Below are 22295 nucleotides of genomic sequence, written 5' to 3'. Positions count from 1 at the left end.
AAAAATGAAAGGGGCTATTTATCCATGCCCCAATTTTTTATTCGCTTACTTTTTCTCCTTTTTGTTTTGCACCTTCTTTGTACTCAGAAGGGCTGTAGCCAGTGTAGCGTTTAAAAAGCCTTGAAAAGTAATGCGGGTCTGGAATACCAACCCTGTCCGCAACCTCATATGTTTTAAGGTCGGTTGTAATCAAAAGCTGCTTTGCTTTTTCTATTCTATACTCATTTATAAAGTCGGAAAGGTTTTTTCCTGTCTCTTTTTTAAATAGCCTGCTCAAATAAGAAGGACTTACAAAAAATTTTTCTGAAATATCGCTGAGGGAAATCTCGCCTGAGTGGTAGTTTTCTTTTATGTAATCTACCACTTTTTTTATCAAACTGCCCATTTTGTTTAGGTTGTGCTTTTGGATTTCTTCAATTGTACGCTGGATAGATACTCGCAAGATGTTGCTGAGTTCTGACAAACTTTTGCATTTTATAATCTCATTAAAATAATCAATACTTTCAAACATCTCTTGATTATCATGTTTATTTATGGTTGAAGAAAGCTGAGCTTTTATCATATCTATTTCAATTAGCAAAAGATAATAAAAATTAAAAATGTACTGTTTATCTGCTTTTGATTTTTTTAAAGTCTCTTCAAGTTCAATCAAAAGATTATTTACATTTGAATAATTGCCATATCTGACACTCATTAAAATTTCATTTTTTAGATTTTTCAGTCTCTTATCATCTACATACATGAAAAAGTGAGAAAGGTCTTTATAATATATGATATCTTCTTCATTAAAATAAAATTTATAATTTATAGCATCTATGCACTCTTTATATTTGTCTGGAAGTTGTATAATGCCTCTGCCCCATGTACTTACTGCAAGTGTCAAATCAATATTAAAACACCCCACCGCTGCTCTCTTTAATTGGCTTAAAAGTTCAAAAAACTTCCTTTCTTCACTTTTTTCTAGTTCTCTTTTTGAACTTACAATATATACTGCTTGTGAGTTATTTAAATAAATAGTATAGATAGTAAAATCTTGACCAAAAAAATCATTTAGCATATTTGATATCCCTAAAAGATATAAATGAGTGTTATGCTTCCCCTTTTCTTTAGTACTGCACTCAGCTAAAATCATCAAGAAACTGCCAATCTCAATTTCATAGAACGAAGCCATTTGAAGAACTTCATCTTCATTTGAAATCATTTCAAATATGACATTGAACAAGAAATTCTCTCTTAAGATGGGAAGTTTTTCTTTCAAAATGCTATTTATCTTTTCCAGCTCCTCAACTATTGTCTTTTCTTTCTTTATCTCGTTTATGGCTTTTTGCACCACATTTATTATATCTTCTACCTTCGTTGGTTTTAGAAGAAAATCAAAAGCCCCACTTTTTATAGCTTTTTGGGCATATTCAAACTCCCTGTAAGCTGTCAAAATGACAATTTTGCATCGGGGAATAATATTTTTAATCTTATCAATTAGCTCTATTCCATCCATATTGGGCATTTTTATATCAGTAATAATAATATCAGGTTTTACCTCTTCAATCACTTTCAAAGCTTCATCCCCACTTGAAGCTTCAGCGCAAATTTCACATTCTAAATCTTTCCATCTTATAACATTTCTTATTCCTTTCCGAATAAGCATGTCATCGTCAACTATTACAATTTTATACATCTTCCTCTTCCCCTTCGTCAGAAAATTCCTGTAAGCTTTCTTCTACCGCTTTGGAAAGCGCGTCCATAAAAATCTCAATCTTTATAGTAGTGCCTCTTTGTGGTAGGCTTTCAATTGAAAAGCTTGCATCTTTTCCATAGATGAGCTTAAGTCTTTTTACCACATTTAAAAGTCCTATTCTTGTATAGGATCTTCCCTCCTGTTCAAGGAAGACCTCATTGTCCTCCTCTAAATCTTGACGTATCCCTTTTAACTTTTCAGGTGTTATCCCAACACCATCATCTTTTACAATTATGGTAAGCTTATCATTCCAAATATAACCACCCAAAAATATCTTGCCAAAACCTTTTGGGCGTATGCCGTGAAAGATAGAATTTTCTACAAGAGGCTGTATTAGCAGTTTAGGAATTCTAAGTTTTAAAGCTTTTCTATCCACATCCACTTCAAGTTTTAAATTCTCTTCACCGAAATTTATCTTCAAAATTGAAACATATGAGGTTATATATTTTATCTCTTCTTCTAAGGTTAAAAACTTCTCTTCTTTTAGATTCACCTCTAAAAGCTTTGAAAGTGCAATGACAACATCGCTTATTTGGGATACACCATTTAGCTGTGCAAGCCAATTAATAGATTCTAAAATGTTAAACAAAAAATGTGGATTGAGCTGGGTTTGCAAAACTTTTAGTTCTGCCTCTTTTCGTGTTATCTGTTCCTTGTAAATTGAATTTATCAGATGATTTATTTTTATCACCATATTGTTAAAGTTATCAATTAGGATACCAAGCTCATCCTTTCTGTCAAGATTTTCTATTGTCTTGTATTCTCCTTTTCTAATTCTTTTTGTTGCTTCCACAATAGCATTAATTGGTTTTAAAAAGTCCATAGAAAGCATCAGCGACATCGCTGACGTTATTACAAATGACAAAAAACACAAAATTATAAGCCACATCCTAAGCTTGTCTATATCTTCAAATAATATTTTGACTGGAATAGAAGTAACTATGTACCAGTTTACCTGTTTTATTGGCAGAACATTGACAATATATTCATTGGAGGTATATGTAACAACCCCGTTTTCATTTTTCACACCAGACATAAACTTCAAGATTTTTTTCTCATTCATCTCGCCTTTTGTAGAAATAAATATATCATCACCCACTACCGCAATTGCTTGGCTTTTTTCTGCAACAAGTTCAGAGAATGTTTTGTCAAAGAGCTCTGTGTTTATCATAACAGCTAAAATTCCTTCAAACTTTAACGTCTGTGGATTATTTATGCTTCTGAAAACCAAGATTACCACTTTGCTTTCTTTGTCTTTTTTCAGCGAAGCCACATACCAAACAGGTTTTCCATTTCCTTTTGCAGCAATGTCATACACTTTTTCAAAAGAAATTTGAGATGGTATTATCTCGTCAAGTCCTACTTTTTTTGAAGTGTTATCAACTATACACAGCTTTTTCTCTTTTGTGAATACCCCTATTGATTGCACATCAAGATGCCCTAAGATTATTTTTCGAAACTTGTTTGTAAGTGAAGCAACTTCATCGTAATAATCCACATTTTTCATTGATTTGTCCAAAACATTATAAAGTTCTGTTTGATATAAAATATCCTGAGTTATACTATTGAGCTCATTTATTTTGTCAACAATTCTCAGTCTTGCTGTTTTTATAACATCAGAGGTATAGCCTACATATTTTTTGAATATCAAATCTGACGAAATTCTAAAGCTCAAAACCCCAATGAGTATTATTGGAATAAATATTTGAATGTATGAAACTGCTAAAAATTTTTTGTCTATGGAAATGGTACGATAATATTTTATTAAGTTTCTAAAAATCATCTTTATTTTAAACATTCTCATTCACCCAATTTTTCCATATTCTCTTCCCACGCTTTGATTGCTTTTTCCCAAAATAACTTTGAAGAAATTGTACCCTGTAGATAATAAGGAATATTTTTGGTTATAACCTCTTCCCAAACCATTCTGTCAACAAAATGGTCAGGCGGTGCAACAAGCACATCGGCTTCTTTTATAAAACCTTCCGCTTTTGAACGCAGAGGATTATTAACATTTGGAGGATTTATAATTTTTATATTTGAAATCAACCCTGTTCTTTCAACAAATATTCGTGCAATCTTTTCAGAAGTTAAGAATTTTAAAAGTTTTATCGCCCAGCTTCTTTTTGTTTCATCTTGCCAAGCTTGACTGCTAATATAAAATGTTCCACCACCAAGACCATAAATCAAATGTTTTTTCCCAGTATTACTTATCTGGGGGAAAAAATATATATCAACCGTCTTTGGGTCACATTTTGGAATGAACCACGAACCCTGGACAATCATTGCTGCCTTCTTTGTCAAAAACAAATCATTTCGTTGTTTGCTTGTAAGTGAATAGTAATTATCTGGAAATGCTCCTGCTTTGTAAAGTATTTTTAAATAGTCAAGTGCTTTTACGTAGGGTGATGAAAATTTGCCGCTCTTGAGCGGATTTTCTACATCATGCTTTGTTCCTATCGAAACAATAATGTTCTGGTATATGTATGTCCCCTCTGGCTGGGCATTAAAAGCAATTGGAATAATTCCTTTGCTCTTCAGTATTTTTGAGACATTTATCAGCTCATCAAATGTCTGAGGAACTTTTAGACTGTACCTTTCAAATATATCCTTGTTAACAAAAAGGCACTCAACTATTGTTTCAAGTGGAACACCATAAATCCTTCCATTGAAAGTCACATATCTCCACATGTTAGGATAAAAACTTTGATACCATTTTACATCTTTTTTGAGCACATCTGTTAAATCAGCTATTTGGTATCTTTGAATTAGGATGTCTCGAACAGAACCCGGAAAAAGGCCAAAGACATCTGGAGGGTTGCCAGATGCAAAATCTGTCTGAAGTTTTATCAAAAAATCATCACCAAACAGAGATTCATTGATGATGGTTATGCCGGCATTTTCTTCTTGAAACTTCTGAAGCACAAATGAGAGTGTGTCGGCATAAGGGTCGTTCCCACCCCATGAACTTAAAAATCTTATTTTTTTGCTAACCTCAAACTCCTCATTTTCAATAGTTACACTTTCTTCTACTGTTTTCTGAGTATTCAAAATAAGTATAATTATAAGCGCAAGAGTACTTATAAGAGGTACTAAAAAACCTATTGATAGTATATGTCTTTTATTAAAAGAATCTTTCATAAAAATCACAACCCTGAATTCTTTAAGTATAAATATTTTCACTTTTATTTTATCTTATATTGAGATAAAATCACAATCTATTTCTTTTCAAATATTAGCAACAAACGGGATACCAGTGCTACATTCTTGCACCAGTATCCCGTCTGTAATTTTTCTTTTAATTATTTCTTTCTTCCTGTTTTCTTCAGAAACTCATCATACTGTTTCTGTGCTTCATTTATAATAATGTCAACACCTGCTCGTTTGAACTTGTCAATAGCCGCTGGAATGTATCTGTCTGGGTCAACGCTGCCGGTCTCAAGCATTGGAATATACTGCTTCCATACGTTTTTGCATGCTGCAACCTGTGTTTTTACTTTTGAGTCATCAAAGTTGAATCCAAGGCTCAGAAGTGGCAATGCTTTTTTGTTATACTCTTCAAAGTTCTTCCACTTGTTCGGGTCTTCATTTTCATAGATGTAGTTTATAAACTGATTTCCAAACATCCAACCAAGACCAGGGCTGTAGTCTTTTGCTTTTGGTCCAGGAGCAATGATGCCTTTTGCTTTGTCTTTAAATACATAGTGTTGACCTTCAATACCAAAGTTTACAAGGTTGTTAAGATATTTGTCTGTATTGAAAAGTTCAAGGAACATCAAAGCTCTTTCTGGATTCTTGGACTTTGCATTGATTGCCTGCATTGAACCAATACATTCTCTTGTTGACATAACAGGTGGTGTTATATCTATCTGTTTCCATTGATAGCCTGTTGAAATTGACATTTCAGCATCTTTGCCAGGTTTTAGCGATTGTGGCATTACAAAAACTTTACCTGCTTTCAAATCAGACATCCAGTCTGTTACGCTTGCTGCATCTTTTCTGATGTAACCAGCCAAGTAATATTTTCTAACTGTCTTAAAGAGAGCCTTTGTATTTGGCTGTTCAAGCTCATTCACAATCTTTGTACTCTTATTGTTTGGATAGAGCGAAACAGGAACGTCATCATCTACAACTTTGTCCCAATCCAAAAGGAATCTTGGCGACTCACCAGCATATGCTCCAAGCGGATATACACCTGGCTCTTTTTGTTTGATTATCTTAAGGTATGGCTCTAAATCTTCTAACTTTTTAACCTTTTTGAACATATCATCTAATTTATACTTCTTTACCAAGTCCATTCTTACAATGAAACCCCAGTTGTGAGCTTTTTCTTTGTTTGCAGGAATTGCATACAAAATTCCGTTAATGGAAGCACCCTTAATAAAATCATCACCAAGAAGTTTTTTAGTTTTTGGAGCATACTTTGAAAGAAGGTCATTTCCTGGTTTGTTGAGTGGCAAGAATGCTCCTTTTGCTACGTTCGTTCTGTAGTTGTTTGTCCAGATAGCTGTAAAACAAATGTCAAATGGCTCACCAGCTGCAATTTTTGTCTGGAGCTTATCATTGTACTCGCCCCAGTCAAACATTGTCATTTTGATTTCAGCATTGAGCTTTGGTTTGATGTACTCATTAACTTTTTGGTTGATTAAATCCCAGTCTTTTTGTGGAGTTCCAATAACGTACCAAGTAAGCTTAACATAAGGAAGCTTTGAAGAAGATGCACCAAGCCCAGTGACAACACCAACTACGCTTGTGAGCACAAAAGCAACAACAAGCATCATTACAAAAAACTTTTTGAGTTTCACAAAAACCAACCTCCTACAATTTGATTTTTTTGTATATAAGCTTCAGAATGTTGACTTAAATCGTCAACTCTGAAGCTTATACCCCATTTTAACTTATCACTCTAACCTTTGATAGCACCAATTGTAAGACCTTGTACAAAATAACGTTGGAAAAACGGGTAAGCTAAAACTATAGGTCCCATCCCTAAAACAGCCATTGCCATTCGTGCTGACTCTGTCGGCAAGTCAGTAGGAACTATACCTGATGCTCCAAGTTTAGCTGCAATTTCTGCCAAATACTGGATTTTTTGTTGAACTCTGTACATCATATATTGAAGATTATAAAGTTTTTCTGTTTCTACTAACATAAATGGAAGCCACCAATCATTCCAGTATGTGATAGCTGCAAACAGTGCAATTGTAGCAAGACCTGGCTTTACAAGTGGTATAACAATCCTGAAAAATGTTGTAAACTCACCTGCACCGTCAATCTTAGCTGACTCTATGATAGAATCAGGCAAAGACATCGAAAGATATGTTCTAAAAATCAGTACATACCACATATTCATTACATAAGGTAAAATTAGCGCATATATTGTGTCTTTTAAGTGAAGAACATTTACACAAACTATATACCAAGGAACAAGCCCAGCATTGATTAGCATTGTAAAAAAACCAAGGAATGTGAAAAATTTTCTGTATTTAAAATCTTTTCTGAACAGGATATAAGCGTACATTGAAACAACCAGTACACACAACACTGTTCCAACTAAAGTTACAAATATAGTAATGCCATATGCATGCCAAATTGCTTTACCTTGAGATACCACAAACTCATACGACTTTGTACTAAGACCAACTGGCCACAATCTATATCCACTTTGTCTGATTTTGTTGTCATCGCTCAGAGAAATCGCTATAACAGCCCATAGTGGAACCAGACACGCAAGTGTTACAATTCCGAAAAAGATGTGCAGAATCACTTCTGAAAACATAGATATTTGTAAAAATCTGCTCTTTGTGTGCATACTTTATCATCACCTTTCCATGCTGTTTGTTTGCCCACAAAAGTCTTTTCCTTAAAACAGTGCTTTTTCTGGGTCAAGTCTGCGAACGATGAGATTGGATGTGAGCACCAGAATAAATCCCATTATTGACTGATAAAAACTTGCGGCAGATGCCATTCCTATATCGTTCATGCCCATGAGAGTCCTATAAACATAAGTGTCAATAACATTTGTGACATCAAAAAGAGCACCGCTGTTCATTGGAAGCTGATAAAAAAGTCCAAAGTCTGCATAAAAGATTCTGCCTATTCCGAGCAGAACAAGTACAACAACAAGCGGTGACAAAAGCGGAATTGTAATGTGTCTTATCTGCTGCCATTTTGATGCACCATCAATCAAAGCCGCTTCATAATATTCAGGGTCAATTCCTGTAATTGCTGCTAAATATATGACTGCATTGTAACCTGTATATTTCCACAGGTTTGCAAGTATCAATATCACAGGCCACGGTTTTGTTTCAAAGTACCAAGCAATTGGCTGCAAGCCCAATTTTGGAAGAATCATTGTGTTGAGAATTCCCAAGTCTATACTTAAAAATGCAAATGCCATATATGCAACAACAACCCACGACAAAAAGTATGGTAAAAACATCACTGACTGGTAGAACTTCGCCATAAATCTTGCTCTCATTTCGCTCAGTGCAATAGCTGTTGCTATTGCCGCCAAGTTCCCAAAGACTATAAATGCAAAGTTATAAAGAAGGGTGTTTCTTGTAATAATAAAAGCATCAGGTGTTTTGAAAAGAAACTCAAAATTCTTCAGACCCACCCACGGACTTTTGAGTATACCCAAATCATAGTGCACATCTTTGAATGCAATGATAAGCCCAAACAGAGGTAAGTAAGAAAATGCTATCAAAAGTAAGACTCCTGGCAGTGCCATTAAAAACAGCGGAAAGTTCTTGTTAAGTTCTCTCAAAAACCCGCTTCGATATGTGCGCTGACCGTTTGCCATTTTTGATGCCGTCTCCTTTCTCGAGTTTTTTTATTGAAACTTTTGACTTGGTTTTTCTTGAGGTTTTCGATTATAGTTTACATCCTGTTTTTCTCAAAATGAATTGACAAAATTGCAGTCTTTTTGTGAATTATTGATATTATGATGTGCAATATTTTGTCATATTGAAGGGTCAAAATAATATAAAAATAGCTGCCAGCATTTAGCCGGCAACTTTTTGTTAAAAAATTTTTTCAATTTCATGTATCATAGCTTGCCTGCTAAGTTCAAAACATTATAAAAAATTGTTGCTGCCTCCCCTCTCGAAACGCTCTTACTTGGTGCAAAGGTTCCGTCTGAATCCAAGTCAATAATACCAAGATAAACTGCTAATTTCACACACTCTCTATATTGAGGCTTTATAAGGTCTTCGTCGACAACTTGAATATCATCCACGTTAACCTCTAATTTACCTATCAATCTTTTGTATACTTCGATTGCCAAAGTAGCTACTTCTTCTCTTTTAGTGATTCTTTCAGGGAAAAATTTCTTTTCTTCTTCTTGTTTAAACAAACCATTTTTATATGCTGTATAAACCACATCTGCGTACCAGTCACTACTTTTTACATCAGAAAACCTGCCGTCATATTTTTCAATTTTCAGATTCAATAATCTTACACATAGTGCAGCAAGTTCAGCCCTTGTGATGTTTTTATCAGGCAAATACTTAGAAGATAAAGTACCTTTTATAATTCCTTTTGAATAAAGTTTTACTACTTGTTCATAAAAAATATTATCTTCATTGAGATCTTTAAAAGGACATTTTATTCCTTTGTCTCTCTTTATAGGGTTATATGCAATCCCTTTTATCCGTGCTCTCACATACTCTCCGGATATACTAAGCTCTTTCATATCCCACTTCTTATCATTGCCAGGATCAAGTGAAGTGGCATAATGCATGCCACTAACATACGGGACAAAAGCAGCTGATGTTTCATTTTTGTTTGATAGTGACCAGTTCACCCAGCTAATATAGTTTGCATTTAAATACTCAAGCCACTTATCCGCCTCATCAAGATATGGTCCACCATCACCGCTTGCCAAACTTGTTCCCCATTCGCTCACAAAAATTGGCACACCATTTTCAAATGCCTTTTTCATGTTTTCAAAAACATACCCACCTACAGGATGAGACCCAGAATAAAAATGTACTGAATACATAACGTTTTTATCGTCTATAGGATCTTGAATTGCAAAGTCGGGTCTTTGACTCCAATTGGGCGAACCTACAATTATAATGTTCTGATTCCCCAAACTTCTGAGCATTTTTATGATGGACTGCGCATAAGCCTTTACCTTTTTCCAACCATCCAAGCTATTTTCTACTCCCGGCTCATTTGGATTCGGTTCATTACAAAGTTCATATATTATGTGATAGTCATTGGGAAAACTTGTAGCTATCTCTTTGAAAAAGTCTTTTGCTCTTTTATAAATTTGGGCATTCGGGTCGCCTGGATTTAACACATGCCAGTCAACAATCACATACATGTCATTTTCAATTGCAAGTTTTATTCCCTTTACAACTTTTTCTTTAATGCCTGGATTTGAAGCATAACCACCTTCACCCACATACATCGCAAGCCTTATAACATTGCATCCCCAATCTTTTGAAAGAGCAGCAAACGCATTTCTGTTTACAATGTCACCATACCACTGGAGTCCATGCGTGCTCATGCCACGAAGCTGAATTATTTCGCCTTTCTTGTCAGCTAAATACTTTTTACCGTTCTTTTCGATAATACGGAGCCTGCCAGCAACTGATGGTTTTTTCACCGCTTGGTTACCAAGAAGGTGTGGATATTTCCTACTTTCATATGGTGTATTCTTAGCAAACACAGTAAATATTTGCAAAGTGAAAGTAATTAAAATCACTATTTTTAAGAATTTACTAAATCTTAAAATAGTTCTTTTCATAATTGTATTTCCTCCCCTTTAATCATTACTATTTTGTTATATAGTGTATAAATAATATAATCCATACTATAGGAAATAGTGAACTAAAAAACTTTCATATCTGTTTTAAATTTTTGATCTGATATTTGTAACATCTTGCTCTAAGACATGGTAAAAATTTTGCAAAAAAATAAGGCTCCTGTCCCACCAAAAATTTTCAGCTTTTTTAGGGACATGGAGCCGTGAAAAATTCTTGTTATTTTACAACATCAACTTTGATGTGAAGTTCGCGAAGCTGTTTGGGTTCAACCTCTGATGGCGCATCTGTGAGCGGACATGAAGAATCCTTTACTTTTGGGAATGCGATTGTATCTCTTATCGAATCAAGTCCTAAAAGAAGCATACAGAGTCTATCAAACCCATATGCAATTCCGCCATGTGGCGGTGTTCCATATTTGAACGCCTCAAGCAAAAATCCAAACCTGTCTTGTGCACGTTCTTCAGTAAAGCCAAGTGCCTTGAACATCCTCTTTTGTAACTCTGTTGAGTGAATTCTGATAGAACCACCACCAATCTCTGTTCCATTTAGAACAATGTCATACGCTTTGGACCTGACTTTTGCCGGGTCTGTCTCCAAAAACTCTATGTCCTCGTCCATAGGCGATGTAAATGGATGGTGCTTTGCTACATACCTTCCTTCTTCTTCTGAGTACTCAAATAGAGGAAATTCGGTCACCCACAATAGATTGAATTTGGACTTGTCAAGAAGGTTTAATTTCCTTGCAATCTCAAGTCTGATATTTCCAAGAACGTCAAATACAATCTCGTCTTTGTCTGCTGAGAACAAAAGAAGGTCCCCAACTTCTGCACCAAGTCTTTTTAGAATCTCATTTATCTCTTCTTCCTTTAAAAACTTAACAATTGGCGATTTTAACCCATCACTTTCAACTGCTATCCAGGCAAGTCCTTTTGCTCCAAAATTCTTAGCATACTCAACCAAGGCATCTATCTCACGCCTTGAAAATGTAATCGCACATCCCTTTGCATTGATAGCTCGGACAGAACCACCCTTGTTTGCCGCATCTGCAAAAACTTTGAACTCGCAATTTTTTGCAATATCAGTGAGGTTTACAAGCTCCATTCCAAAACGGGTATCTGGTTTATCTGAACCAAATCTTTCCATCGCTTCCTTGTAAGTAAGTCGTGGTAAAGGAAGTTTTAAGTCTATCCCCAGCATCTCTCCAAAAATGGTCTGTAGTAATCTTTCATTTATTTCAATTACATCATCTACGTCAACAAATGACATCTCAATGTCTATCTGGGTAAACTCAGGTTGTCTGTCTGCTCGCAAGTCTTCGTCTCTAAAACATTTCACAATCTGAAAATATCTATCAAACCCTGCAACCATTAAAAGCTGTTTGAAAAGCTGCGGCGATTGTGGCAGTGCAAAAAATTTTCCCGGAAATATTCTGCTCGGAACTAAATAATCCCTTGCACCTTCTGGAGTGGATTTTGTAAGCATGGGGGTTTCTATCTCTATAAAACCGTTTTGGGATAAAAAGTTTCTAACCACTTGATAAAGTTTGTGTCTAAACATTAAGTTTTTTTGCATATCAGGTCTTCTAAGATCAAGATATCTATACTTTAGCCTTACAGCTTCATTTACATTTATCCCCTCTTCAATTGGGAATGGCGGGGTTTCGGACTTGCTAAATATCCTGAGTTCTTGTGCCCTTACCTCAACCTCACCAGTTTTGATTTTAGGGTTTATTGTCTCAGGTGGTCTTTTTTCAACAATACCTCTAATACCAATACAGTATTCGGACCTTAATGAGTCAGCTTTGTCTAAAAGTTCTTCCCCCATCTTCTCATCAAAGACAACCTGTACAATACCAGTCCTATCCCTCAAATCAACAAATATTATGCCGCCAAGGTCACGTCTTGTATCAACCCAACCTGTTAGCACAACCTCTTTTCCAACATCCTCAAGCGACACTTCTCCACAGTATTTTGTTCTTTTAAAGTCCTTAATACTTTCCACACCTATCACCTTCTTTGAAAATTTTAAAAGTTACAAAAACATCCTTGTTATTTTTGAACTTGTTTTTTCAAATAGTGGCAAGCATTTTTTATTTCAACTATCTCCTCTGAAGATGTCCTCATATTTCTAATTTTGCAAACACCTTTTGCAATTTCGTCGTCTCCAATGATTATAGAAAACTGGCAACCAAGCTTATCAGCATATTTCATCTGGGATTTTAAACTTCTTGACATCTCTTCAATTACAGTTGAAATTCCTTCAAATCTGAGCTTATTTGCAATTTCAAAAGCCTTCCTGATACTATTGTCTCCTACAACTGCCACAAACACTTCTGGAATTTGTGGTTTTACCGGAAGAAGCCCATTTTGTTCAAGCAGCATCAAAAGCCTCTCAACACCTATTGCAAAACCAATTCCAGCAATAGACGGTCCTCCTATTTGTTCTATTAAATTGTCATATCTTCCACCACCGCAGATTGCAAGCTCTTTATCGGAGACTGTAACCACAACCTCAAAAACCGTTTTGGTGTAGTAGTCCAAGCCGCGAACAATAAATGGGTCAACCTTGTAAGCAACCATAGCTGAATCCAAGTAAGTCTTTACCTTTTCAAAATGGTTTTTACAATCATCACAAAGATAATCAATTGGTTTTGGTGCGTCTTTTGCAACCAGCTTGCAATTTTCTTCCTTGCAGTCCAAAATTCTCATGGGGTTTTTATCAAGCCTCTGATGGCAGGTAGCACAAAGCTTTTGAGAATTTGCTGAAAAATACTCTTTTAAATTTTTCACATACTCCTTCCTGCACACAGGACACCCGATGCTGTTGATATTCACAGTAATATTGTCAAGCCCAATGCTTGTAAAAAAATTGTAAGCAAGTGAAATTACCTCAGCATCTGTCACAGGCGAAGAAGAACCAAAATTCTCAATTCCAAACTGGTGAAACTCTCTGAACCTACCACCTTGTGTGTTTTCATACCTGAAAGCTGAAATAATGTAGTAAAACCTCTGCGGCATCGGACGTGATGCAAAACCATGCTCAATAAATAGTCTTGCTGTGGACGCTGTTCCTTCCGGTCTTAAGGTGATACTTCTTCCACCCTTGTCCAAAAAGGTATACATCTCTTTTTGGACAATATCAGTGGTCTCACCCACTCCTCTTTGGAAAAGCTCTGTGTATTCAAATGTGGGAAATCTAACTTCTTGATAGCCATAAAGTTTGCAAATCTCTCTGAATTTATTCTCAACATATTGCCACATATAACTTTCTTCCGGAAGCACATCCTTTGTTCCTTTTGGTGCTTGGATTTTCATTTCCTACTCTCTCCTCAAAATAATTAAGAAGATTAGAATTTGCAATATTTAAATTATATATTAATTCAATTTGTGGTTTCAAGTGATGAGACCTAAAAAATAATCAAAATATAGTAATACTTAGACAAAGCTTGCTAACCAAATTCCCACACCAGCTGCAACTATTCCAAAAATGATAGAGACAAGTACATAAATAAAGGCTTTCATGTGTTTTTCTCTCTTTATATACCTTGATGTTTCAAGCATAAATGTAGAGTATGTTGTAAATCCCCCAAGAAGACCAGTCATCAAAAAAAGTTTGTATTCACCCGAAAGATGTTTTGTTGACAAATATCCTATTAAAAAACTCCCAATCACGTTTATAAACAATGTAGATACAGGATGGTCTTTGTCCATTACTTCTCTAAATATTTTCCCAATTGTATATCTCAAGATTGCTCCAATTACTCCACCAACTCCAACAATGAGATAGTTCATGCCACCCCATACTCCTCTTTTTGCTGTCTTTCTGAAATAGCTCTTGCAAGTTCAAAGCCAAAAATTGAAGCTAAAAGCCCAAGTACAATGGATAAAAGAGGATATATAACAGCAATTGTAAACTCTCTTTTCATTAAAAACTTCACAATTTCAAGTACAAATGTAGAAAATGTTGTAAAGCTGCTTATAAAACCTGTTGTTATCATGTGTCTTAAGGCAGCTGAAATTTTTATGTGTTCTACCGTTATCTCTGCAACAAAGCATAAAACAAAACTACCAACAACGTTTATAAAAAGTGTTGCAAAAGGAAAGTGACTAATACTCATTTGGGATATAAAAAACCGGCTGACTGCTCCGAAAAAAGCACCAATGGCAATTGCTAAAATGTTTCTCATTTTGTTAAAAATACCCCCTCTGCCATATAAAATTTAGGCAAAAAACAGATTATTAAAACGCAAAAAACTCCTACAGATGTTGCACCGCTGCAGCATCTGTAGGAGTCATCAGCCCTCATTGGCATTTATTCAGCGGACTCCATCGCCGTCTGTAAATAATATTATATCATCGAACACAGTTGATTTCAATATAGAGTTTTTGTGACACTCTCGAATAGGTGTAAAGATATTTACCACAGCGAAAGAATGTACGAAAACAATAATGAAAAGCCCATAAAAAGAATTGTGGCTGCCTCCCTCCTGTTTGATATAATAAAAAAGTGTAATATTCCATTCAAAAGAAACATCAAAAAACTACCAGGATGGGAGGGCAGCCTACTATGAATATTATACCATATCATGAACTCAGAAAAATATCTCCTGAAAAGGCCAGAGAATTAATTCGAAAAGTATTTGAGGCAAATAACAAAAACATATCAAAAACTGCTAAAATATTAGGTGTATCAAGACACACTGTAAGAAGAGCAGTATATGGTCCTGTTGAGGATAAGTCTAGAAAGCCTAAAACTTGCCCTAAAAAACTTTCTTCTGAGCTTGAAAATCTCATTATCCAAGAGGCTAAAAAAACAGGATTCAGATACAGACGTCTTTCTCTTTATTTATTCAGAAAATATGGCGTTAAAATAAGTGAAAACACGATAAAATCTATTCTCAAAAGAAATAGTGTGCCGAGAAAGACAAGAAAGACGAAAAAGGGAGAAAGAAGTCTTTACGATTATGAGTCTCTCATCCCATTTTCTGAATTTCAGCTTGATACGAAACATCTTTTAGACAAAGAAAGCCTCCCAAAAGAAGTATATGAGCACATGATAAAATACAATCTACCGTGTTATGAGTGGAACATGATAGATGTTGCTACAAGGACAAGATTTACAGCTTATTCATATGAGCTTTCATCTACTTTTGGTTTTATGTTCATAACATTAGTAGTTTTATGGCTTAGGACACATAATGTAAGAAACCCAATAAGGATAAGATTAGATAATGGAGCAGAGTTTTGTGGTGGGAGCGAAAAAAAGCTAAAGGAGTGGAATGAGATGTTGTCATTTTTGGGAGTAGAGCTAAATCCTATTCCACCAAAAGCAAAACACTTGATGGGTATAATTGAAAATTCACATAGAGCAGATGATGAATATTTTTTGATGATTCATGCTGAAAGATGCATAACAAAAGACGAATTTATGACAAGAGCTCAAAAATGGCAGGATACGTGGAATTTTTATAGACCTCACAATGGTAAAGGAATGAATGGGAGGACACCTTTCGAAAAGTTTAGAGATTCAAAAATTCTGGTCTCCTCCCATGTATTTCAATTTCCTACTTTACTTCTTGAAGACTTATTAAAGAAAGTGGGGACTTTTTATTCTCTGTTCTGTAATAAATTAGGTGGTAAATATGTCTTCACCACGTGCCGAGTTTTTGTGACACTTTCCTATCTCTCATCTTCAGGTTCAATGTGGATTGTAATATACGAATTTGGTAGAACTGATTTTATATCCTTTTCTATCTGGTTACAGAGGTTGTGAGCGTCGATTAAAGTAGTTGAATTTTCCATTCTAATGTGAACATCAATCTCGCGCCTGTCTCCACTTTTCCTGGTTCTGAGCTTGTGAAAGCTTGTAACCTGGGAGTATCTTTTTATTATATTCTCAATTATCTCAATCTCGTTTTGAGGAAGACTCTTGTCAACAAGATCACATAGAGCTTTTTTGGTTAAATCAACAGATGCTTTTATTATCATAAGAGCAACAATGATAGCAATTATCGGGTCTATAATGTACACATGTGTAAGTTTTATTGCAACAAGCCCTAAAAATACTCCGAATGATGTAAACACATCTGTAAAAAGATGCATTGCATCTGCTTCTAAAGCTACTGAATCTGTTTTTTTAGCAACCCTGAAAAGTTTTGTCGATATAAAAAGATTTACAACACCTGAAATCAACATTACTACAAGCCCTGCTTCTATTTTTTCAATCTCTGCACCTTTAACAAATTTTTTCACTGCTTCATAAATAATCATAGCTGCTGCTAAAAATATTAATATTGCCTCAAATGCACCAGAAACATTTTCAAACTTACCATGACCAAAAGGATGATCACTATCTGCTGGTTTTCTCGCCTGCTTTATGGAAAAATATGCAACCAAACTTGCCAAAAGGTCAATACCAGAGTGAATTGCTTCAGAGATAACAGATACAGACCCCATAATACTACCTGCAATAAGTTTGAATAAAACCAGGGCTGTATTAGAAAAAACCGATAAAAGTGCTGCACCCTGCTTTTCCATATTTCTTCATTAAAACCCCTTTCATCATAAGCTTCTTCGCCAACACTATTAAAACAATAAAAAAATCCTGCCAAGACTCATGTTTTGTGTAAAAACATGGGTCCCGCAGGATTTTTTTATCCCTGCTGCCTGGTAAAATTCCCAGGCCCGAAAAGAGCTTTTTAACACTCTTTTCTGACCACTTCGAAAATATTAAATTTTTTATATTACTTGAGCTTTATTTTAACATCAAAGAGGTCTTTTGTAAAGACTTTTTTGGCATCTGAAAAACTATTTATGGTTGTAAAAAGAAGCTTTTCACAAATGATTTCAACCATGTTAATAGGCAAATTGATAAAGGGTGTCACGTTATATATACATATATCTTTCAGAGGAAGAAAATCAACACAAATCTCAGAAAGAAAAAAGGACTTTTTCAAAAATTCAAAATCTTCTACCACACCTTTTTCAGGATAGCATACTATCCCTCTTTTCAACCCATAAGCTTTCTTGTCTAACTCTCTGAACACAAACACTATATCCACATTTTCAAACAATTTCTCTTCTTCCCAGCAGTTTATTATAACTGTTCCGAACTCTCCCAAAAGTTCATCAGCTATTTTTGTCTCTTGAAATGAATCAAATGAAGTATAAAGAATATCTGTATTTTCTGCAAGCTCATATAAAAGTCCATTTTTTTTAGCTTTTTCAAGCCCAATTATTCCTATTTTTCTATTTTTTAAACGTTGACCGTACTTTTTTAATATTTCTCTTACAATATAATATGCAATAAAACAATTAATGTGAACATTTTCTTCATATGTCCAATCAAAGTGTATTACTCTTCCTCTTCTTTGTTGGTCAATAGCCAATTTTATCTTTTTATATCTTTTTGACAAATTTACTGTTTTTGGAAATATAAAGAATTCCAATCTCATTTCTATTCCATTAATTAGCCTTATATACTCTTCGAATTTAGGTTGTGAATTTACAACCAGAAATTTTCTTAGGAATAGAGGAAAAAACTTTGCATATTCTGGAAGAAAAATTCTACTTTCACCTTCTAACACAAAAGTAATAGTATAAATTTTTATCAACCCAAGAAAATATCTTCTACTAATAGAATATTTCTATCCTGGGCTTAAAATCAATCTCTTTTATGAGCTTTTCTATCTCTTCTTGACTCATGTCTTCCAATTTTTTGCCTGTCAGAGCAACTAAAATAGCTTCAACAACATTTGTCCCAAAAGATCTTCCCTCAAATTCAGGTGTTGTAGTAACAAGCATCTTTAGCTTTCTTCTTTTAAGCTCTTCAACATCCTCTTTTGTAATGGTATTTGTGATGATTATCTTTCCTTCCAAATTATCTGGCATGTACTTTTGAATGTATTTATAATCTCCCGCAATGATGTCTGCTATTTCAAAATATTTCCAATACTTTCTAAGCTTTTTGGGGTTTTCTTCTTTTTTATCATCATTGGGATACAACATGCTAAATGGTAATTTTATTATCAATGGGACAAGCAAAGCTGCAAGATAGTAAAACACCCTGAGACTCTTTATCATAAGTGGAATTCCTAAGGCAAACAGGGCATCACCAAGCAAAAGCTTGCATCCAGCCTCATATAGTCCCTCTGCAAGCTTGTATCTATCAAGCGCGCATACAACAAGTGCAGTTTTTCCTTTGAAATCTATTATGCTGTTGTCTTGAAGATATTTTATAACCCACTTTTCAAAGGTATTTTTAACACCTGTGCCATCCACAAGAGGCGTCTTTTTAGCAGCATTTTTTATGGGAATAGCCTCTCTTATGACATAATTTTTACCTCCACCGTAAAGTACAATGTCGATTCCTCCCATACCAAAGGCATCTACCTTGCCATCTAAGGACTTTATAATCTCTATTGCCTTTTTTATATCTCCATCTGTTCCTATTCTTTCAATCTCAAAGTCAATACCCATTATCTTAGCTACTGTTTTATGATTTCTCTTGCTCGAACCAATACTGACACTCACTACTCTTTTCATGCAAAAACATCTCCTTTTCTTTCTTCTACTCCACAATAGAATCTAAAATTCTCTTCAGCTCTTCAACATCAACTTCAACATCATATTTGAGCGGAGATTTTCCCAGAGGTATTGTAATGACCTCACAATCAAGAAAAGCTTTGAACCAGTTTAGTCTAAAGTCCGAACCCATGGCAATTACAATGTCAAACATTTTAAAATTATTTATATATTCACCCATGATATTCAAAAGCTGAGCAGCAGAAAGGGAGTTTATAAAACTATTTCTTTCTTCTTCTGTCATTAAAAGATAGTAATTTATTCCATAGCTCTTCAATACCTGCTCTACCTCATGCTTGTTTTTTACAGGAAATCCGATTGCAGCAATATTTTTGCCCTTGCGTACTTCTCCAAGCCCTTCAAGCTTTGAGATAAAAGACCTATCTATTTTCAGCTTTTCGGCAACCTCAATCTGCGAAAATCCTTTTTGACGAAGGTCCAATATCTTCTTGACTTCATCCACTATTTTTTGAAGACTTATGACCTTATCACCAACTCTATAAAAATCCATCTCTTCATCACACTCAACTGCTGGTTTGATTTTATATTATCACAAAAGCCTTTTTATGTTAACATTTTTGTGCACATAGTTTTTAAAAAAGTTTTAGCTAAGCATCTTTTTAATATCTTCTTTAGAGACCTGTGAAAAGTCGAGGTAAAACTGTCCAACTGCCCAAAATGGCTCGCTGCTTACAATATAAAAAATACCATCACATTCTTTTTCCAGCTCTTTTAACGTCGAAGGGGCAATTACCGGTGTTGCAACGTATATTTTTTTAGGATTTAGTTTTGAAAGAAACCTTATGCATGCTTTTGTTGTTGCACCTGTTGCAATTCCATCATCTACTATTATTGCCACCTTGTTTTCCAAGCTTTTATATTCAACAGAACCTCTATAGCTAATTAATTGTTCCCTTATATTTTCCAAAACTTTTTTCTTTTGGTGTTCTATATACTCTTCAGTTATAGAAAAATATTCTATATATTCACTATTTAAAATCACATCTCCGTTTATATCCACTGCAGCAATAGCAAATTCTTTATTAAAAGGAGCACCTATTTTTTTAGCAATAACAATATCGAAAGGTATTTTAAGCCTATCTGCAACTACTTTTGAAACAACCACACCACCTTTTGGAACTGCAAAAAGCACAGCATCTTGTCTTTCTTTAAAAACCTCTAATTTTTGGGCCAACTTTTCCCCAGCGTCAATCCTGTCTTTAAAAATCATATTTAAAATCCTCTCCTTTTATTTAGAACTTGCTACTTTAATTGAAAAAAAACAAAAAGGCACCTTATCATTTATTTTACCACATTGGTGCCTCTGTAAATTTTTTATTTTCCAAATTCATTTTCTTTAATAAACTTTACAATCTCTTCAAAATTCAAAGGTTTGCTTATAAAGTATCCCTGAACATAGTCACATCCAAGTTCCTTTAAAATTTTATACTGATTTTCTGTTTCTACACCTTCTACCACAACTTTTAACCCCAATTTATTGCAAAGTTTTATTATTGTTTCCACTACAAAGTATGTTTCTTCATTCTCAATCTCCTGGACAAAGGATTTATCTATTTTAACTGCTTCAATAGGTAATTTTCTTAAATAATTTAGAGAAGAATAGTCTACACCAAAATCATCTAAAGCAAATGTTATATTGTACTTTTTTAGTTCATTTATCACTTCAATGGCATAGTTAATATTTTCAATTGCTACTTTTTCTGTAATTTCAAATTGTAATTTTAGATTTTTAATTTTTTCATTTTCCACTATTTGAATTATTGAACTTATAAATTCTTTGTCACTAAATTGTCGTGGTGATATATTTATTGAAATTACAAAGTCTCTATTGAAATAATTACTAAATATTTTGGCTGATTCCAAAGACTGTTTCAATACAATCTTTCCTAAATCCACAATTAAGCCACATTTTTCAGCAATTGGAATAAACTCTAATGGTGATACAAATACCGATTTCAGATAATGCCATCTTAAAAGAGCCTCAAGTCCATAAATCTGTCTATTGTACAGATTTATTATTGGCTGATAAAACAAAATAAACTCATTCAAATCCATTCCATTTCGAAGTTCCTTTTCAATTATTCCTTCTTTTAACGTTTGAATTTCCAGAGAAGGTTTAAATACTTCATATTCATTTAATCCTTTTTCTTTTGCCTTTATCAAAGCCAAATCACATTTTCTTAAAATAGATGCTGTAGAATCATTAGCATCGTCAATTACAGTCGCTCCTATATTGTAATTTACTCTTATTAAATTGCCATTGATATTATATATAACAGTCAATTGAGATAATAAATTTTCAATATGATCAGAAACATTTTCAACTTTGCAAATTATAGCAAATCGATCAAAACCTATCTTGAACACTTTGCTTTCCTTGCTTAATATATCTTCAATTCTCTTACTTATTTGAACAATTAATTCATCTACAAGGTCATATCCATACATAACATTTAATTTTTCTAAATTTCTTACCTCTAAAAAGATTAAATAAGTATTGTCTCTATCAACATTACTAATTCTTAAATTCAACCATCTTATAAGTGAATTCTTATTTGGTAACTTAGTAAGTTCGTCAAAAAAAGCCAAAAACTCGAGCTTGTTTTTATAATCCTTTATTATTTCATCTTTTTGTTTCAAAACAATATCCTGTTTCGATAATCTGAATTTTAAACTCTCACTTTCTTCATTTATCTTATTAAACTCTCTTTCATATTTTTGAATCTTTTTATTCAATCTTTCTATCTCATCCAAACTAAAACCTATAGAAAGAAAAACTTTTCTATTACTTTCTGCAATCTCTACTCTGGAGTTACACCATAAGAATGTCTTTTTTATTCCATTCACGTCTTTTACAGGATTTACATAATATTTAATTTGCTCATTATTTACTAATTTTTTATAAACCCAATTCATTTCTTCTTTTTCTTTTTCATCAATAAAAATATCAATCCACTTTTTCCCCTCTACTTGCTCAGGCAAATATCCAAGCAGCTTATCACCGCTCTCTTTAAACTCTAATATTGTTCCATCTTCAGTCCAGATAACTATTACATAATCGCTTATATTGCCAAAATAACCTTTCAAGTTTTCTACAAATACTTCTATCTTCCCACCTTGTATCTTCTCATATATCTCTTTTCTTAAGCTCATGGAGAGATTACCCCCGCGCAAAAAAAT

Annotated in this window: 18 protein-coding genes and 1 riboswitch; of the genes, 1 reads left to right on the top strand and 17 read right to left on the bottom strand. The window is 34.2% G+C overall.

Features of this window, described 5'->3' with window-relative positions; all coding sequences use genetic code 11:
• Positions 1–37: 37 nt before the first annotated feature.
• The 11 genes from COB47_RS02725 to crcB (COB47_RS02675) form a co-directional block, all read right to left on the bottom strand.
• Complete coding sequence (locus tag COB47_RS02725) at positions 38–1675, bottom strand: response regulator transcription factor (RefSeq protein ID WP_013289875.1); 1638 nt, start codon at positions 1673–1675, stop codon at positions 38–40.
• A complete protein-coding gene (locus COB47_RS02720; RefSeq protein WP_013289874.1) occupies positions 1668–3539 on the bottom strand; it encodes a sensor histidine kinase in 1872 nt (623 codons plus the stop codon). Before COB47_RS02720 ends, COB47_RS02725 begins: the two co-directional genes overlap by 8 nt.
• Positions 3536–4876, bottom strand: coding sequence for an ABC transporter substrate-binding protein (locus tag COB47_RS02715; RefSeq protein WP_013289873.1), 1341 nt, complete (start codon positions 4874–4876; stop codon positions 3536–3538). Before COB47_RS02715 ends, COB47_RS02720 begins: the two co-directional genes overlap by 4 nt.
• 161 nt (positions 4877–5037) lie before the next feature.
• A complete protein-coding gene (locus tag COB47_RS02710; RefSeq protein WP_013289872.1) occupies positions 5038–6540 on the bottom strand; it encodes an ABC transporter substrate-binding protein in 1503 nt (500 codons plus the stop codon).
• A gap of 101 nt (positions 6541–6641) precedes the next feature.
• The gene (locus tag COB47_RS02705; protein WP_013289871.1) at positions 6642–7547 is read right to left on the bottom strand and encodes a carbohydrate ABC transporter permease; all 906 of its coding nucleotides are present in this window, start codon (positions 7545–7547) and stop codon (positions 6642–6644) included.
• Between the two features lie 51 nt (positions 7548–7598).
• Positions 7599–8540, bottom strand: a complete 942-nt coding sequence (locus COB47_RS02700; protein ID WP_013289870.1) for an ABC transporter permease — start codon at positions 8538–8540, stop codon at positions 7599–7601.
• A gap of 246 nt (positions 8541–8786) precedes the next feature.
• Positions 8787–10493, bottom strand: a complete 1707-nt coding sequence (locus tag COB47_RS02695; RefSeq protein ID WP_013289869.1) for a cellulase family glycosylhydrolase — start codon at positions 10491–10493, stop codon at positions 8787–8789.
• A 235-nt stretch (positions 10494–10728) separates the two neighbouring features.
• Positions 10729–12513, bottom strand: coding sequence for an aspartate--tRNA ligase (gene aspS, locus COB47_RS02690; protein WP_013289868.1), 1785 nt, complete (start codon positions 12511–12513; stop codon positions 10729–10731).
• Between the two features lie 47 nt (positions 12514–12560).
• Positions 12561–13826: a histidine--tRNA ligase gene (hisS, locus tag COB47_RS02685; protein ID WP_013289867.1), complete on the bottom strand. Its 1266-nt coding sequence runs from the start codon at positions 13824–13826 to the stop codon at positions 12561–12563.
• Between the two features lie 120 nt (positions 13827–13946).
• A complete protein-coding gene (gene crcB / locus COB47_RS02680; RefSeq protein ID WP_013289866.1) occupies positions 13947–14303 on the bottom strand; it encodes a fluoride efflux transporter CrcB in 357 nt (118 codons plus the stop codon).
• Positions 14300–14698 carry a fluoride efflux transporter CrcB gene (gene crcB / locus COB47_RS02675; RefSeq protein WP_013289865.1) on the bottom strand — a complete coding sequence of 133 codons (399 nt, stop codon included), beginning with the start codon at positions 14696–14698 and terminating at the stop codon, positions 14300–14302. The genes crcB (COB47_RS02680) and crcB (COB47_RS02675) overlap by 4 nt, the downstream gene beginning before the upstream one ends.
• A gap of 92 nt (positions 14699–14790) precedes the next feature.
• Positions 14791–14854, bottom strand: a riboswitch (Fluoride riboswitch).
• Positions 14855–15078: 224 nt separating this feature from the next.
• Between crcB (COB47_RS02675) and COB47_RS02670 the strand changes: the two genes are divergently transcribed.
• Entirely contained in the window at positions 15079–16284 is a 1206-nt protein-coding gene (locus tag COB47_RS02670; protein WP_013289864.1) for an IS481 family transposase, read from the top strand.
• Here the strand turns inward: COB47_RS02670 and COB47_RS02665 are convergent.
• The 6 genes from COB47_RS02665 to COB47_RS02640 all read right to left on the bottom strand — a co-directional run bounded on the left by COB47_RS02665 (position 16191) and on the right by COB47_RS02640 (position 22268).
• A complete protein-coding gene (locus COB47_RS02665) occupies positions 16191–17048 on the bottom strand; it encodes a cation diffusion facilitator family transporter (RefSeq protein WP_013289863.1) in 858 nt (285 codons plus the stop codon). The genes COB47_RS02670 and COB47_RS02665 overlap by 94 nt on opposite strands.
• A 206-nt stretch (positions 17049–17254) precedes the next feature.
• A complete protein-coding gene (locus COB47_RS02660) occupies positions 17255–18124 on the bottom strand; it encodes a hypothetical protein (RefSeq protein WP_013289862.1) in 870 nt (289 codons plus the stop codon).
• 19 nt (positions 18125–18143) lie between these two features.
• The gene (locus tag COB47_RS02655) at positions 18144–19055 is read right to left on the bottom strand and encodes a hypothetical protein (RefSeq protein WP_013289861.1); all 912 of its coding nucleotides are present in this window, start codon (positions 19053–19055) and stop codon (positions 18144–18146) included.
• A gap of 25 nt (positions 19056–19080) precedes the next feature.
• On the bottom strand, positions 19081–19605 hold the full coding sequence (locus tag COB47_RS02650) for a helix-turn-helix domain-containing protein (protein ID WP_013289860.1): 525 nt from the start codon (positions 19603–19605) through the stop codon (positions 19081–19083).
• Between the two features lie 93 nt (positions 19606–19698).
• Positions 19699–20325 (bottom strand): phosphoribosyltransferase, encoded by a 627-nt coding sequence (locus tag COB47_RS02645; RefSeq protein WP_013289859.1) that lies wholly within the window; start codon positions 20323–20325, stop codon positions 19699–19701.
• Between the two features lie 104 nt (positions 20326–20429).
• Positions 20430–22268: a sensor domain-containing protein gene (locus COB47_RS02640; RefSeq protein WP_013289858.1), complete on the bottom strand. Its 1839-nt coding sequence runs from the start codon at positions 22266–22268 to the stop codon at positions 20430–20432.
• Positions 22269–22295 lie beyond the last annotated feature (27 nt).

The sequence above is a fragment of the Caldicellulosiruptor obsidiansis OB47 genome (assembly GCF_000145215.1).
In the GTDB taxonomy this organism is placed as follows: domain Bacteria; phylum Bacillota; class Thermoanaerobacteria; order Caldicellulosiruptorales; family Caldicellulosiruptoraceae; genus Caldicellulosiruptor; species Caldicellulosiruptor obsidiansis.
Note: the sequence above shows the minus strand (reverse complement) of the source record. Positions and strands in the feature narration are given on the sequence as shown.